A 14140-nucleotide genomic window follows, 5' to 3' on the forward strand; every position below is an offset into this window, starting at 1 on the left:
CCCGCGGCGCCTACAGGTCGTCCGGGTCGGCCCGCTCCAGGGCCGGCCGCAGCCCCGGCGCCGACTCGGTCAGCAGGTAGTCGGCGACCGCCGTGTCCGTGACGAGGCTGGTCACGAGCCCCGACCGCAGCACCGCTCCGATCGCGGAGGCCTTGCGCAGCCCGCCCGCGATCGCCACCACCTCGGGGATCCGGCGCAGCCGGTCCGCCTCGACGGTGATGCACCGCTCGCCGAGGTCCCGGCCGACCCGCCGACCCTCGGAGTCGAACAGGTGCGCGGACATCTCGGCCGCCACGCCGAGAGAGGCGTAATGGGCCCGCTCCTCGTCGCTCAGCATGTCGTGCACGGTGGAGATGCCCGGCTCCCACGAGCCGATGGAGACGGCCGCGACCGTCACCTTGTCGAAGTACTCGAAGGCGCGCGCGATCCCGGTCTGGCTCCGCAGCGCCGCCGCCGTCGCCGGATCGGGCAGCAGCATCGGCGCGTAGATCGGGTGGGCGTCGCCGCCCGAGACCTGGGCGGCCCTGCGCACGGCCTCGACCGAACCCCGCTCGGCGGTGCCCGCGTCGTAGACACCGGTCAGCTGCACCACGGTGCAGGGCGGCAGCCGGTGCAGCGAGGCGGCCATGTGGATGGTCGAGCGCCCCCACGCGAGGCCCAGTACGTCACCCTCGTTGACCAGCTCACCCAGCAGATCGGCGGCCACCGCACCCAGGTTCTCCGGGTCGGGCGCGTCCTCGGTGGCGTCGGCGGGCGACTCCACCACGACGGCGTGCCGCAGGCCGTACCGGGCCCGGAGCGCGTCGGACCGCTCCGCGTCCAGTTCGGCCGGTACGCGGATCTCGATCCGTACGAGGTCGCGTTCCAGGGCGGTCTCCAGGACCCGGGCCACCTTGAAGCGGCTCACGCCGAACTCCTCGGCGATCTGGATCTTGGATTTGCCCTCGAGGTAGAAGCGGCGCGCCATGGCCGCCGCCTGCACCAGCTCCGCGGGTCCCATCCGCAGGGCTGACCGTCCCGCCGACATTGCAGACACCGCGTTCTCCTCACTGCTGTTCACACTCTCGTGTTCACACTCTCGACTCGTCGTTCATCCTGTCAGATCCAATGGCTGTTGATCAGCCCGGACAGCTCCCGTTCACCGAGCTGTTCACCAACCCTTGGCTCAGTGGTCGCACGCCCACGGCGCCACCGAGATGGCCGCGTCCGCCTGCTCACGCAGCGTGCGTACGGCGGCGGCCGGCTCGACCGCCCCGTAGACCGCGCTGCCTGCCACGAAGACGTCGGCGCCGGCCTCGGCACAGCGTTCGATGGTCGACGCCGAGACCCCGCCGTCCACCTGGAGCCACAGCTCCAGACCGTGCTTGGTGATCAGCTCCCGGGTACGCCGGATCTTGGGCAGCATGATGTCGAGGAAGGCCTGGCCGCCGAAGCCCGGCTCGACCGTCATGATCAGCAGCATGTCGAGCTCGGGGAGGATGTCCTCGTACTGCTCGATCGGGGTGGCGGGCTTGAGCGCCATGGACGCCCGCGCCCCCTTGGCCCGGATCTCCCGCGCGAGGCGCACGGGGGCGGCCGCGGCCTCCGCGTGGAAGGTGACCGATCCGGCGCCGGCCTCCACGTACTGGGGCGCCCAGCGGTCCGGGTCCTCGATCATCAGGTGGAGATCGAGCGGGATGTCCGTGGCCCTGCTCAGGGACTCCACGATCGGCATGCCGAGGGTGAGGTTCGGGACGAAGTGGTTGTCCATGACGTCGACATGCAGCCAGTCGGCTCCCTCGACGGCCTTCGCCTCCTCGGCGAGCCGGGCGAAGTCGGCGGACAGGATGCTGGGAAAAATCTGGGCGGCCATGCCCCCAAGCCTGCCATGCCCCCGCCCGGTTCCGGCCACGACCCCGGAACTCACGCCTGACCGGGGCCCCGCAGGCGGCGCACCGGGGCGCGTACCAGTGCCCGGAGCAGCGTGGCGTTGATCAGCCCCTGCCCGGCCCCTGCTACGCCACCCGGCGCAGGAGGGCCAGGTACATCGCGTCCGTGCCGTGCAGGTGCGGCCACAGCTGGACGTCCGGGCCGTCGCCCAGGCCGGGGACACCCTCCATGTACGGGCGGGCGTCGATCAGTTCGGCGGCGATCGGGGAGTTGCCCGCGCCGCGCCCCTTCAGGACGTCCTCGACGACGACCCGGGTCTCCGCCAGGTGCGGGGAGCACGTCGCGTAGCCCACGACGCCGCCCACCCGTACCGCCGACAGGGCCTCGCGCAGCAGTGCCCGCTGGAGCGGGGCGAAGCCCTCCAGGTCTTCGGGGCGCCGGCGCCAGCGGGCCTCCGGGCGGCGGCGCAGGGCGCCGAGGCCGGTGCAGGGCACGTCCATCAGGACGCGGTCGAAGGAGCCCGGCCGCCACGGCGGACGCGTGCCGTCGGCCGCGATGACCTGGTACGGGCCCGGATTGCCGGCCAGAGCGCGCTCCACGAGGCGCGCCCGGTGCGGCTGCTTCTCCGAGGCCAGCAGGAACGCCCCGCGCTGCGCCGCGAGCGCGCCGAGCAGGGCCGCCTTGCCACCGGGGCCCGCGCAGCCGTCCAGCCAGCGCTCGTCACGGCCCTCGACCGGCGCGGCCGCGAGGGCCATCGCCACCAGCTGGCTGCCCTCGTCCTGCACGCCCGCGCGCCCCTCGCGCACGGCCTCCAGCGCGCCCGGCTCGCCGCCCTCGGCCATCCGGACGGCGTACGGGGACCAGCGGCCCGGCAGCGCCGAGTCCTCCCCGACCGCCTCCAGCAGCTCCTGCGGGGTGGACCGCCCCGGCCGTGCGACCAGGGTGACCTCGGGCCGTTCGTTGTCGGCCTCCAGCAGGTCCTCGATCCCGGCGCGGCCGCCGCCCAGTGAGTCCCACAGGGCGCTGACGACCCAGCGCGGGTGCGAGTGGTAGACGGCGAGGTGTTCCTCGGCGTCCTCCTCGTAGGGCGGCGCGACCCGCTCCAGCCAGGCGTCCAGGTCGTGGGCCGCGATCTTGCGGAGCACGGCGTTCACGAACTTCGCGCGCCCGTCGCCGAGCACCACCCGGGCCAGCTCCACGCTCGCGGAGACCGCCGCGTGGGTCGGGATGCGGGTGCCGAGCAGCTGGTGGGCGCCGAGCGAGAGCACGTCCAGCACCGGCGGGTCCACCTCGCGCAGCGGCCGGTCGATGCACGCCTTGATGACCGCGTCGTAGGTGCCCTGCCGGCGCAGCGTCCCGTAGACCAGCTCGGTGGCCAGCGCCGCGTCGCGCGCCTGGAAGCTCTCGTCCTGACGGGCCTTGCGCAGCAGCGGGGGCAGCACGAGGTTCGCGTACGCGTCCCGCTCGTCCACCGCCCGCAGCACCTCGAAGGCCAGCATCCGGACGGGGTCCTTCTGGGGCCTGCGGTACGGCTTGGCCGGCCGGGTCTGCTTGCCGCCCGCGCCTGCGGCGGGACGACGACGAGGCTGTTCGCTCACTGAAAGGTGCTCCGGATGTACGAGTGCTGCGGAAGTGACGAGGTGCTGCGGGCCGGCGATCAGGCCGGCGCGGCTCTACGGATCAGCCTACGTCCGCCCCGCCGAGACGCTCGCCGGGGGCGATCCGCACCCCGCGCGCCCAGTCGGCGCCGCGCATCGGCTTCTTGCCCTGCGGCTGCACCCAGAGCAGCTCGACGGCGTGCGAGCCGGTGCCGACGTAGACGTTGTTCTTGGCGGCGGCCAGCTCGCCGGGGGTCAGGTCGGTGCGGTCGGGGACCAGGCCGACCGAGATCAGCTTGAGGCGCTCCCCGCGGAAGACGGTCCAGGCACCGGGGGCCGGGGTGCAGCCGCGTACGACGCGGTCGGCGCGCATCGCGGGGGCCTTCCAGTCGATCCGGGCGTCCTCCACCGTGATCTTGGGTGCGACGGAGATCCCGTCGGCGGGCTGCTCGACCGCGCGCAGGGTGCCGTCCTCGATGCCGTCCATCGTGGCGGCGAGCAGGCCGGCGCCGGCGAAGGCGAGGCGGGTGAGGAGGTCGCCGCTGGTGTCGGTGGGCCGGATCTCCTCGGTGAGGATGCCGTAGACCGGGCCGGAGTCCAGACCCTCCTCGATCTGGAAGGTGGAGGCACCGGTGACCTGGTCCCCCGCCATGATCGAGTGCTGGACCGGCGCCGCGCCGCGCCAGGCCGGCAGCAGCGAGAAGTGCAGGTTGACCCAGCCGTGCCGGGGGATCTCGATGGCGCTCTTGGGGATCAGCGCCCCGTACGCGACGACCGGACAGCAGTCGGGGCCGATCTCGCGCAGCCGGGCCTGGAACTCCGGGTCGCGCGGCCGGGTGGGCTTCAGGATCTCGATCCCGGCCTCCTCGGCGCGCTCGGCGACCGGGCTGGCGACGAGCCTGCGGCCGCGGCCGGCCGGTGCGTCGGGCCGGGTGACGACGGCCGCGACCTCGTGCCGCCCGGAGGCGATCAGGGCGTCCAGGGCGGGCACGGCGACCTCGGGGGTGCCTGCGAAGACCAGCTTCACTGGGGGCTACCTCGCTATCTCGGCTGTCAGCAGCACACCAGTCTATGGGGCGCCCGCCGGGCCACCCGCCCGTGGTGTCCGGGGGCGTGCGCACACCCGCGCGCCTCTCGCATATGCCGACACGCCCCCATACCGTGACCTGGGCGCCGGGTGGCGCGTTGGTCAAGAGAGATTGACCAAAACGGGCCGCGTCGTGAACGGTGTCTGCGGCCCGATCCGCCCTTCAGCACCGGTTCGAGAGGCTTCTTCATGGCCGACCACGCCACCCACGACGCCCAAGCCCGGGCCAGCCTGCACCTGTTGGTGCGGGACATCGAGCGGGTTCGCCGGCAGGTGGATGCCCTGCGTACGCTCACCGCCCAGCTCGGCAACGTGTACCGCCCGCGCCGCTCGGGCCCCTCCACGGGCTTCGTCGTCTACGGCCGGGCGCCCGCGCCCACCGTCCGCCTCGCGCAGGAGCTGCGGGACAGCGTCGAGACGCTGGTGACCGCCGCGGTGGACTTCGACCGCTCGCTCGGGTTCTCGTGGGACGCGGTCGGTTCGGCGCTCGGCGTCACCAAGCAGGCGGTGCACCGGCGGTACGGTGCGCGGCGCGCGCAGGCGACGGAGTCCGCCGAGGCGCCGGTCGAGGGGACGACGACGCGGACGCTGGGGCCGCTGCCCTCGATCCCGGCGGCGCGCTCGGTGCCGCCGCAGCCGTTGCGCGAGGAGTCCCAGCCCGCCGCGAGCGCCTCCCGCTCCCCGGCCTTCCCGGGCCCCCGCAACGGCTGACCGGCTCCCGCCGCCGGGACGCCGACCCCCGACGGCAGGCCCGGGCCTCCGTGCCTGACCCGCGCCCTCGGTGGGAGCGCCCCATCCGGCCGCTCCCACCGGGGGCTTTCGCCGCACCCGCGGCGGGCCCGTGCCCTGCGGGCGGTCTTCCCCCGCCCCGCGCCTCAACACGGGCGAGGCTGGATATTTCAGCCCGCCCGGCGTTTGAGGGCACGGGCGCGCAGCGCTCGTACGGGGTCTGGGGCAAAGCCCCGGGGAACGGTGGAAGGGCGGGTAGGGGACGGCCCCGCGCAGCGGCCCCGACGCGAAGCCGCACCCCGCCCGTCAGCCGATGTCCAGGGGGTCGATGCGGATCCGGACCGCCTCGGACGCCGGGACGCCCCGCGCCAGGCGGGCCGCCTGAGCCGCCTTCAGCGCGGCAGCCAGCGCGGCACCGCTGCCCGGCGGGACACGGACCAGGGCCCGCTCACCGGGAGAGGCCTCCCCCCGCCGCCCCGGCACCGGCACCGGGCCCAGCACCTCCGCATCCGCCGGCAGCCCGGCCCCCGCCAGGAACGCCTCGACGGCCTCGCCCCGCCCCGCCACGGCCGCCATCCGGGACACCGGCGGGAAACCGAGCTGCGCCCGCTCCGCGAGCTCCCGGACCGCATGACCGACCGGGTCCCACCGCACCAGCGCCTGGACCGGCCGCAGCGTCGGCTCGGCGACGACCACGACCTGTCCGTCCCCCCGTACCAGCGAGGCGGCCGCGATCCACCGCCGCAGCGCGTCCTCGCCCGCCCGCAGGTCGGGCCGGGTCAGCATCGCCCAGCCGTCGAGCAGCAGCGCCGCCGCGTATCCGGCGCCCGCCGCCACCGGCTCGGCCCCCGGGGTGCACACGACCAGCGCCGGCCGGTCCGGCACCTCGTCCAGGACGTGGTCGCGCCCGGAAGTCCGGACGGGCACGGCCGGGAAGGCGCGCCCCAGCTCTTCGGCGGTCCGCCGCGCGCCGACGACCCGGGCCCGCAGCCGGAAGGACCCGCACTCCTCGCAGTGCCAGGACGGTTCGGGCCGCCCGCACCACCCGCACTGCAGGTCCCGCGCGTCGGGCGCCTCCAGCGGCCCGGCGCAGGCCGTGCAGCGGGCCGGCGTCCGGCACCGCTCGCACGAGAGCCGGGGCACGTAGCCGCGCCGCGGCACCTGCACCAGGACCGGCCCGGTCTTCAGGCCCTCCCGTACGGTCTCCCAGGCCAGGCTCGGCAGTCGCGCGGCGCGGGCCGCCTCGTCGCGGGCCAGCAGTTCGTCCCCCACCGTGCGGATCCGGGGTGCGCACTCCCGGACCGTCTCGCGGCTCGCGACCAGCGGGCGCGCCCAGCCGGACTCGACCAGCTGGGCGGCTTCGACGGTGCAGCTCGTACTGCCGGCGAGGAAGGCGCAGCCGTCACTGACCGCGCGCAGCTCCAGGACCTCGCGTACGTGCGGGAAGGGGGCGCGGTCGTCGCTGTGGCTGGAGTCGCCGTCGTCCCAAATCGCGACCAGCCCGAGGTCCCGTACGGGCGCGAACATCGCGGCCCGGGTGCCGACGACGGCGCGCACCGAGCCCCGGCTCACGGCCAGCCACTGGCGGTAGCGCTTCTCCGGGCCCGATTCGGCGGTGAGCAGCGCGTGCCGCCCTTCGCCGAGGAGGGCGGTGAGCGCGGCGTCGACGCGGGCGGCGGTGCGTCCGTCGGGGCAGACGGCGAGGGCCCCGCGGCCGGAGGCGAGGGTGGCGGCCATGGCGCGGGCGAGTTCGTCGGCCCAGCCGGGGCCGGGCAGGGCGGTCCAGACGGCGCGCGGGGTGCCGCCGCCGGCCAGGGCCCGCAGGAAGGCGGAACCGGCGCCGTAGCGTTCCCATCCGGCGGGCTCGGGTGCGGCGGGCGGGGGCAGCGGCGCGGGTGAGGGCTGGGCTTCGGCGCGGGCGTTGCGCGGGGGCAGGGCGAGCTGGAGCACGTCGGCCAGGCTGCCGGCGTACCGGTCGGCGACGGCCCGGGCGAGGGCGAGCATGCGGGGGCCGAGAACCACTTCGGGCGAGACCACCTGGGCGAGGGCGGCGAGGGCTCCCTCGTAGTCCGACTCGGCGCGGCGCTCGACGATGAACCCGTCGATGAGCCCGCCGCCCTCGCGGCGGCCGCCGTGCACCCGGTGGGAGCCCGCGCCGAAGCGGACGCGGACCCGGACGCCCGGCTGGGCGGACTCGGAGAGCTCGGCGGGGACCGCGTAGTCGAAGAGCCGGTCGAGGTGGAGCACGCCCTTGTTCACGAGGACGCGGGCCACGGGCAGTTCCTCGGCGACGGCGGCGCCGCGCCAGGTGCGGGGCTTCGCCTTGGGCGCCTTGGCCTTCGCTTCGGCGACCATCTCCCGGATCAGCGCGAGCTGCTGCGGCGGGCCGCCGGGGCTGCCGTCCCCGCCCCGCTGCTCGGACTCGTTCGCACTGCTCACATCAGCATTCTTACCAAACGCCACCGACAGCGGACGCATGCGAACGGCCCCGGACCGAGGTCCGGGGCCGTTCGTCTCAGGCGCGGGTGCCGCTTACAGGCCGGCGGCCGCGCGCAGCGCGTCCACGCGGTCCGTGCGCTCCCAGGTGAAGTCCGGCAGCTCGCGGCCGAAGTGGCCGTAGGCGGCGGTCTGGGCGTAGATGGGCCGCAGCAGGTCCAGGTCGCGGATGATGGCGGCCGGACGCAGGTCGAAGACCTCGCCGATCGCGTCCTCGATCTTCTGGACCTCGACCTTGGCGGTGCCGAAGGTCTCGACGAACAGGCCGACGGGCTCGGCCTTGCCGATGGCGTACGCGACCTGGACCTCGCAGCGCGAGGCCAGACCGGCGGCGACGACGTTCTTGGCGACCCAGCGCATGGCGTAGGCGGCGGAACGGTCGACCTTCGACGGGTCCTTGCCGGAGAAGGCGCCGCCGCCGTGGCGGGCCATGCCGCCGTAGGTGTCGATGATGATCTTGCGGCCGGTCAGGCCGGCGTCGCCCATAGGGCCGCCGATCTCGAAGCGGCCGGTCGGGTTCACCAGCAGGCGGTAGCCCTCGGTGTCCAGCTTGATGCCGTCCTCGATGAGCTGGGCCAGCACGTGCTCGACGACGAACTCGCGGATGTCGGGCGCGAGCAGCGAGTCCAGGTCGATGTCGGAGGCGTGCTGCGAGGAGACGACGACCGTGTCGAGGCGGACGGCCTTGTCACCGTCGTACTCGATGGTGACCTGGGTCTTGCCGTCGGGACGCAGGTACGGGATGGTCCCGTTCTTGCGGACCTCGGACAGCCGGCGGGAGAGCCGGTGGGCCAGGTGGATCGGGAGCGGCATGAGCTCCGGGGTCTCGTCGCAGGCGTAGCCGAACATCAGGCCCTGGTCGCCGGCGCCCTGCTTGTCGAGCTCGTCCTCGTCACCCTCGACCCGCGTCTCGTAGGCGGTGTCGACACCCTGCGCGATGTCCGGGGACTGCGCGCCGATGGACACCGACACGCCACAGGAGGCGCCGTCGAAGCCCTTCTTGGAGGAGTCGTAGCCGATCTCGAGGATCTTGTCGCGGACGAGCTGCGCGATCGGCGCGTAGGCCTTCGTCGTCACCTCTCCCGCGATGTGCACGAGACCCGTGGTGATGAGGGTCTCCACGGCCACACGCGAGGTGGGGTCCTCGGTGAGGAGTGCGTCGAGGATCGTGTCGCTGATCTGGTCAGCGATCTTGTCGGGGTGGCCCTCGGTCACTGACTCCGAGGTGAACAGACGACGGGACACAACGCTCCCTGGGGGTTGCAGCGGCTGCTGGCTGATCATTTGGCGGAACCACACCGGGGGCTGCGCCCGATCACGTTCCGAGTGCAGTTTATCGGTCGCCACCGTTCGCCGGACCACCCGTCTCGACCTGTGAATCAGGTGTGACCTGCGGCACTCCATTCTGGACTACGGAAGTGACCATGAGAAGGGATCCCGGTCAGGCGCGTCGCGCGGGCAGCCGGGGCGCCACCTGGTCCCAAATGACTGCCGCCAGCGCCTCCTTCGGTCCGTAGGGCACCTGGATCTCGGACCCGTCCGACGCCAGGATGACCGCCTCGTTCTCCTCGGAACCGAAGGTCTTGGCTTCGCCGACCTCATTGACGACGAGAAGATCACATCCCTTGCGCCGGAGCTTGGCGCGCCCGTTGGCCAGGACGTCGTCGGTCTCGGCGGCGAATCCGACCACGACCTGCCCGTCCCGCGCCCGGTCGGCCGAGATCTCCGCCAGTACGTCGGGATTGCGCACGAGGGCGACCGGCGCGGGCTCCTGCCCGTCCTTCTTCTTGATCTTCCCGCCCGCGTACTCGGCGGGCCGGAAGTCGGCCACGGCCGCCGCCATCACCACGGCGTCGGCGTCCGCGGCCGCCTTGAGCACGGCCTCGCGCAGCTGCACGGCCGTCCCCACGCGCACGACGTCCACCCCGGCCGGGTCGGCCAGCGCGGTGTTGGCCGCCACGAGGGTGACGCGGGCCCCGCGCGCGACGGCCGTACGGGCGAGGGCGTAGCCCTGCTTGCCCGAGGAGCGGTTGCCCAGGAAGCGGACCGGGTCCAGGGGCTCGCGCGTGCCGCCGGCGCTGATCACCACGTGCCGCCCGACGAGGTCCGGCTCGGCCGCGCCGCGCACCAGGACCCCGCGGCACACCTCGTAGATCTCCTCGGGGTCGGGCAGCCGCCCCTTGCCCGTGTCCTTGCCGGTGAGCCGGCCCACGGCGGGCTCGATGACGACGGCTCCGCGCCGTCGCAGGGTGGCCACGTTCTCCTGGGTGGCGGGGTGCTCCCACATCTCGGTGTGCATGGCGGGGGCGAAGACCACCGGACAGCGTGCGGTGAGCAGGGTGTTGGTGAGCAGGTCGTCGGCCAGCCCGTGGGCGGCCTTGGCCAGCATGTCCGCGGTGGCGGGGGCCACGACGACGAGGTCGGCCGCCTGCCCGATGCGCACGTGGGGCACCTCGTGGACGGTCTCCCACACCTCGGTGGAGGCCGGGTTCCCGGACAGTGCGGCCCAGGTGGCCTCGCCGACGAACCGGAGGGACGCGGCCGTGGGCACCACCCGCACCTCGTGCCCGGACTCGGTCAGCCGGCGCAGCAGCTCGCACGCCTTGTAGGCGGCGATCCCGCCGCTGACTCCCAGCACGACCTTCGGCTTGCCCACGACGCACTCTCCTTCTTCGACACATCCGCGCATCCGCGCATCCGCCGTACCTACCCATGACACACCACAGGCCCGGCAGATGTTCTGCCGGGCCTGTGGTGAAAGGAAACGTGCCTTACTGAGCCGGGGCCTCGATGGCCTCGGAGGTCAGCAGACCCGCGTTGATCTCGCGCAGCGCGATCGAAAGCGGCTTCTCGTGGACGTGGGTGTCCACCAGCGGGCCGACGTACTCCAGCAGGCCCTCGCCGAGCTGGGAGTAGTACGCGTTGATCTGACGCGCGCGCTTGGCCGCGTAGATCACGAGGCTGTACTTCGAGTCCGTGGCCTCGAGCAGCTCGTCGATCGGCGGGTTGATGATGCCCTCGGGCGCAGTGATGGAAGAGGACACGCTCTACCTTCCGAAGATGGGTGAAAGATCAGGCATTGACCGAATCGAAAAGACCGATCAACGATCAGACAACTTCCATCAAGGCTAGCAGCTCACGCGACACGTCCTCGACGGAGGTGTTGACCAGGGTGGTGTCGAACTCGGATTCGGCAGCGAGCTCGATCTTGGCGGTGGCCAGCCGGCGCTCGATGACCTCGGCCGACTCGGTACCCCGGCCGGTCAGCCGGCGGACCAGCTCGTCCCAGCTCGGCGGGGCCAGGAAGACCAGTTGGGCTTCGGGCATGGACTCGCGTACGAGCCGTGCGCCCTGGAGGTCGATCTCCAGCAGTACCGGCTCGCCGTTCTCGAGGCGTTCCAGCACCGCGCCGCGCGGCGTGCCGTAGCGGTTGCCCGCGAACTCGGCCCACTCCAGCAGCTCGCCGTTGGCGATCAGCTTGTCGAACTCGTCGTCGTTGACGAAGAAGTACTGGACTCCGTGTCGCTCACCGGGCCGCGGCTTGCGGGTGGTGGCCGACACCGAGAGCCAGACCTCGGGGTGGACCTTGCGCATATGCGCGACGACCGTGCTCTTGCCGACCCCCGAAGGGCCGGAGAGCACGGTCAGCCGCGGACGAACCTCTGCTGCCATAGAGCGATTATCCAGGTTCCCGGGACTGCCTGAGAACGCCGGAAGAACTTCAGGCGACGCGTCAGCCGGCGGGAGTGCCGAACTCACGCTCCAGAGAAGCGATCTGGTTGGAGCCGAGACCTCGGACACGCCGGGATTCGGAGATGCCGAGGCGCTCCATGATCTGCTTGGCGCGCACCTTGCCCACGCCAGGCAGGGACTCCAGCAGGGCGGAGACCTTCATCTTGCCGATGACGTCGTTCTCCTGGCCCGTCTTGATGACCTCTTGGAGCGAGGCGCCGGAGTGCTTGAGTCGATTCTTCACCTCGGCCCGCTCCCGGCGAGCCGCGGCGGCCTTTTCGAGCGCGGCTGCGCGCTGTTCAGGGGTAAGGGGCGGAAGAGCCACGCCTACGTCACCTCGGATGTCGAACTGTCGGATACGGACCGGTGGGGAACCCAAAGGCACCACACCAGGCGAGCTCCCGAACAGCGGTGGAACTCGTTCGCTGCACGTTCACTCTGGTCGGAGACTAGCGGCCATGACCGCTCCAGTCAGCGCAAACGGACGAAAAGTCCTGGTCAGCCTCCACTGAACCGTACATCACGGACAAAGTACCCATGTTTTGTCCGGTGAAAGACGTTCGAATTTCGTCAGGCCGTGCGACGCGCGTGTCCGGCGGGGTCCTTCCGGGCACCGGATCGGTGTGCGGAGCGGCTCCCGCCGGTGGTGGTGCGGGTCACGTCTGCGCGGAGACGGCTTCCCAGATCTCGCTCGCGAACGCGGCCGCGCTCGCGCGGAGGGCCGCGATGTCCGGGCCGTGCTTCAGGACGCCCCGCGACACGTTCGGGACGACGTTGCGGACGGCCTTGCCGAAGACCGCCGGGAGGTCCGCCGCGGTCGCACCCTGGGCACCGATGCCCGGGGCGAGCAGCGGGCCGTTGATGTCCAGGTCGAAGGAGGACAGGTCGCCCAGCGTGGCGCCGACCACCGCTCCGAAGGAGCCCATCGGGTCGGCACCCTCGTTCTCCGCCGCCAGGTGGGCCAGCATCGTCGCGCCGATCGACCGCCCGTCCGCGCGGACCGCCCGCTGGACCTCCGCACCCTCCGGGTTCGAGGTGAGGGCCAGCACGAACAGGCCCGCCCCCGACTCCCGCGCCAGGTCGACGGCCGGCTTCAGCGAGCCGTAACCCAGGTACGGGGAGACGGTCAGCGCGTCCGAGAAGAGCGGGGAGGACGGCGCGAGGAAGGTCTCGGCGTAGGCCGCCATCGTGGAGCCGATGTCACCCCGCTTCGCGTCCATCACCACCAGCGTGCCCGCCGACCGCGCGTCGGCGACCGTGCGCTCCAGCACCGCGATGCCCCGCGAGCCGAACCGCTCGAAGAAGGCGGCCTGCGGCTTGAACACCGCCACCGACTCCGCCAGAGCCTCGACGACCGTACGGGAGAACCGCTCCAGGCCGGCCACGTCGTCGTCCAGGCCCCACTGGGCCAGCAGCGCGGCGTGCGGGTCGATGCCCACGCACAGCGGGCCGCGGGAGTCCATCGCCTCGCGGAGGCGGGTGCCAAAGGGGGTCACGGTCACTGCGCGGCCTTTCGGGTCTCGGCGGTCTCGGCGCCCACCGCTTCGGCGAGCGTCGCGTACGGGCTGGCGGCCAGGCGCGCGGCCAGGCCCTTGTGGATGGCGCGGGCGTAGAAGGGGCCCTCGTAGATGAAGGCGCTGTAGCCCTGGACCAGCGTGGCACCGGCCAGGATCCGCTGCCAGGCGTCCTCGGCGTTCTCGATGCCCCCGACACCGACGAGGACGAGCCGGTCCCCCACACGGGCGTACAGGCGGCGCAGGACCTCCAGGGAGCGCTCCTTGACGGGGGCGCCGGACAGGCCGCCGGTCTCCTTCACCAGGGCCGGGGAGGACTTCAGGCCCAGACCCTCGCGGGCGATGGTGGTGTTCGTCGCGATGATGCCGTCCAGGCCCAGCTCCAGGGCCAGGTCCGCGACGGCGTCGACGTCCTCGTCGGCGAGGTCCGGGGCGATCTTGACGAGCAGCGGGACCCGGCGGTCGGTGACGGCGCGGTCGGCGGCCTCGCGCACGGCGGTCAGCAGCGGGCGCAGCGACTCGGTGGCCTGGAGGTTGCGCAGACCCGGGGTGTTCGGGGAGGAAACGTTGACGACGAGGTAGTCCGCGTGCCGGGCGAGCCGCTCGGTGGAGAGCACGTAGTCCGCGGCGGCCTCGGCCTCCGGCACGACCTTGGTCTTGCCGATGTTGACGCCGACGACGGTCTTGAAGACCGGCCGGCGGGCGGCGAGCCGCTCGGCGACGGCCGCCGAGCCCTCGTTGTTGAACCCCATGCGGTTGATCAGGGCGCGGTCGGGCACCAGGCGGAACAGCCGCTTCTTGGGGTTGCCGGGCTGGGCCTGGCCGGTGACGGTGCCGATCTCGATGTGGTCGAAGCCGAGCATCGACATGCCGTCGATGGCGACGGCGTTCTTGTCGAAACCGGCGGCCAGCCCGAAGGGGCCGTGCATGCGCAGGCCCAGTGCCTCCGTGCGCAGCTCCTCGTAGCGGGGGGCGAGCCAGGCGGCGATGAAGGTGCGAAGGACGGGCGTGCGGGCCGCGAGGCGGATCCAGCGGAAGGCCATGTAGTGGGCCTGCTCCGGGTCCATGCGCTTGAAGACCAGGTTGAAGAAGAGTTTGTACATCGGGGAGGCTCC

13 protein-coding genes are annotated in these 14140 nt (G+C 72.9%); 1 reads left to right on the forward strand and 12 read right to left on the reverse strand.

The window, feature by feature from the left end; all coding sequences use genetic code 11:
- Positions 1 to 10: 10 nt before the first annotated feature.
- The 4 genes from ACIP5M_RS28250 to fmt form a co-directional block, all read right to left on the reverse strand.
- The gene (locus ACIP5M_RS28250) at positions 11 to 1060 is read right to left on the reverse strand and encodes a sugar-binding transcriptional regulator (RefSeq protein WP_401201946.1); all 1050 of its coding nucleotides are present in this window, start codon (positions 1058 to 1060) and stop codon (positions 11 to 13) included.
- A gap of 105 nt (positions 1061 to 1165) precedes the next feature.
- Positions 1166 to 1852, reverse strand: coding sequence for a ribulose-phosphate 3-epimerase (gene rpe, locus ACIP5M_RS28255; protein WP_401201948.1), 687 nt, complete (start codon positions 1850 to 1852; stop codon positions 1166 to 1168).
- Positions 1853 to 1994: 142 nt separating this feature from the next.
- Positions 1995 to 3467, reverse strand: coding sequence for an RsmB/NOP family class I SAM-dependent RNA methyltransferase (locus tag ACIP5M_RS28260; RefSeq protein WP_401201950.1), 1473 nt, complete (start codon positions 3465 to 3467; stop codon positions 1995 to 1997).
- Positions 3468 to 3549: 82 nt separating this feature from the next.
- Positions 3550 to 4494, reverse strand: coding sequence for a methionyl-tRNA formyltransferase (gene fmt, locus ACIP5M_RS28265; protein ID WP_401201952.1), 945 nt, complete (start codon positions 4492 to 4494; stop codon positions 3550 to 3552).
- A 249-nt stretch (positions 4495 to 4743) separates the two neighbouring features.
- Here fmt and ACIP5M_RS28270 point away from each other — a divergent pair, with 249 nt between their 5' ends.
- Positions 4744 to 5265 carry a hypothetical protein gene (locus ACIP5M_RS28270; protein WP_401201954.1) on the forward strand — a complete coding sequence of 174 codons (522 nt, stop codon included), beginning with the start codon at positions 4744 to 4746 and terminating at the stop codon, positions 5263 to 5265.
- Positions 5266 to 5589: 324 nt separating this feature from the next.
- On the opposite strand, the gene ACIP5M_RS28275 is transcribed toward ACIP5M_RS28270, so the two are convergent.
- From ACIP5M_RS28275 to ACIP5M_RS28310, 8 genes are all read right to left on the reverse strand, one after another.
- On the reverse strand, positions 5590 to 7722 hold the full coding sequence (locus ACIP5M_RS28275) for a primosomal protein N' (protein WP_401201956.1): 2133 nt from the start codon (positions 7720 to 7722) through the stop codon (positions 5590 to 5592).
- Positions 7723 to 7815: 93 nt separating this feature from the next.
- The gene (gene metK, locus ACIP5M_RS28280; protein WP_385406392.1) at positions 7816 to 9024 is read right to left on the reverse strand and encodes a methionine adenosyltransferase; all 1209 of its coding nucleotides are present in this window, start codon (positions 9022 to 9024) and stop codon (positions 7816 to 7818) included.
- 196 nt (positions 9025 to 9220) lie between these two features.
- Positions 9221 to 10435 (reverse strand): bifunctional phosphopantothenoylcysteine decarboxylase/phosphopantothenate--cysteine ligase CoaBC, encoded by a 1215-nt coding sequence (coaBC, locus tag ACIP5M_RS28285; RefSeq protein WP_401201958.1) that lies wholly within the window; start codon positions 10433 to 10435, stop codon positions 9221 to 9223.
- 115 nt (positions 10436 to 10550) lie between these two features.
- On the reverse strand, positions 10551 to 10823 hold the full coding sequence (gene rpoZ / locus ACIP5M_RS28290) for a DNA-directed RNA polymerase subunit omega (RefSeq protein WP_004948662.1): 273 nt from the start codon (positions 10821 to 10823) through the stop codon (positions 10551 to 10553).
- A 64-nt stretch (positions 10824 to 10887) separates the two neighbouring features.
- A complete protein-coding gene (gmk, locus tag ACIP5M_RS28295; RefSeq protein ID WP_401201960.1) occupies positions 10888 to 11451 on the reverse strand; it encodes a guanylate kinase in 564 nt (187 codons plus the stop codon).
- 61 nt (positions 11452 to 11512) lie between these two features.
- Positions 11513 to 11836 (reverse strand): integration host factor, encoded by a 324-nt coding sequence (locus ACIP5M_RS28300; RefSeq protein ID WP_008740406.1) that lies wholly within the window; start codon positions 11834 to 11836, stop codon positions 11513 to 11515.
- 331 nt (positions 11837 to 12167) lie between these two features.
- Positions 12168 to 13007 carry an orotidine-5'-phosphate decarboxylase gene (gene pyrF, locus ACIP5M_RS28305; protein WP_401202057.1) on the reverse strand — a complete coding sequence of 280 codons (840 nt, stop codon included), beginning with the start codon at positions 13005 to 13007 and terminating at the stop codon, positions 12168 to 12170.
- Between the two features lie 2 nt (positions 13008 to 13009).
- On the reverse strand, positions 13010 to 14128 hold the full coding sequence (locus ACIP5M_RS28310) for a quinone-dependent dihydroorotate dehydrogenase (protein ID WP_401201962.1): 1119 nt from the start codon (positions 14126 to 14128) through the stop codon (positions 13010 to 13012).
- Positions 14129 to 14140: the final 12 nt, after the last annotated feature.

Source organism: Streptomyces sp. NPDC088762 (genome assembly GCF_044750905.1).
In the GTDB taxonomy this organism is placed as follows: Bacteria; Actinomycetota; Actinomycetes; order Streptomycetales; family Streptomycetaceae; genus Streptomyces.

What these genes read in the sequence shown, in the direction of transcription:
- rpe (WP_401201948.1), bottom strand. Translation starts at nt 1,852, where the DNA reads ATGGCCGCCCAGATTTTTCCCAGCATCCTGTCCGCCGACTTCGCCCGG.
- ACIP5M_RS28270 (WP_401201954.1), top strand. Translation starts at nt 4,744, where the DNA reads ATGGCCGACCACGCCACCCACGACGCCCAAGCCCGGGCCAGCCTGCAC.
- gmk (WP_401201960.1), bottom strand. Translation starts at nt 11,451, where the DNA reads ATGGCAGCAGAGGTTCGTCCGCGGCTGACCGTGCTCTCCGGCCCTTCG.
- ACIP5M_RS28310 (WP_401201962.1), bottom strand. Translation starts at nt 14,128, where the DNA reads ATGTACAAACTCTTCTTCAACCTGGTCTTCAAGCGCATGGACCCGGAG.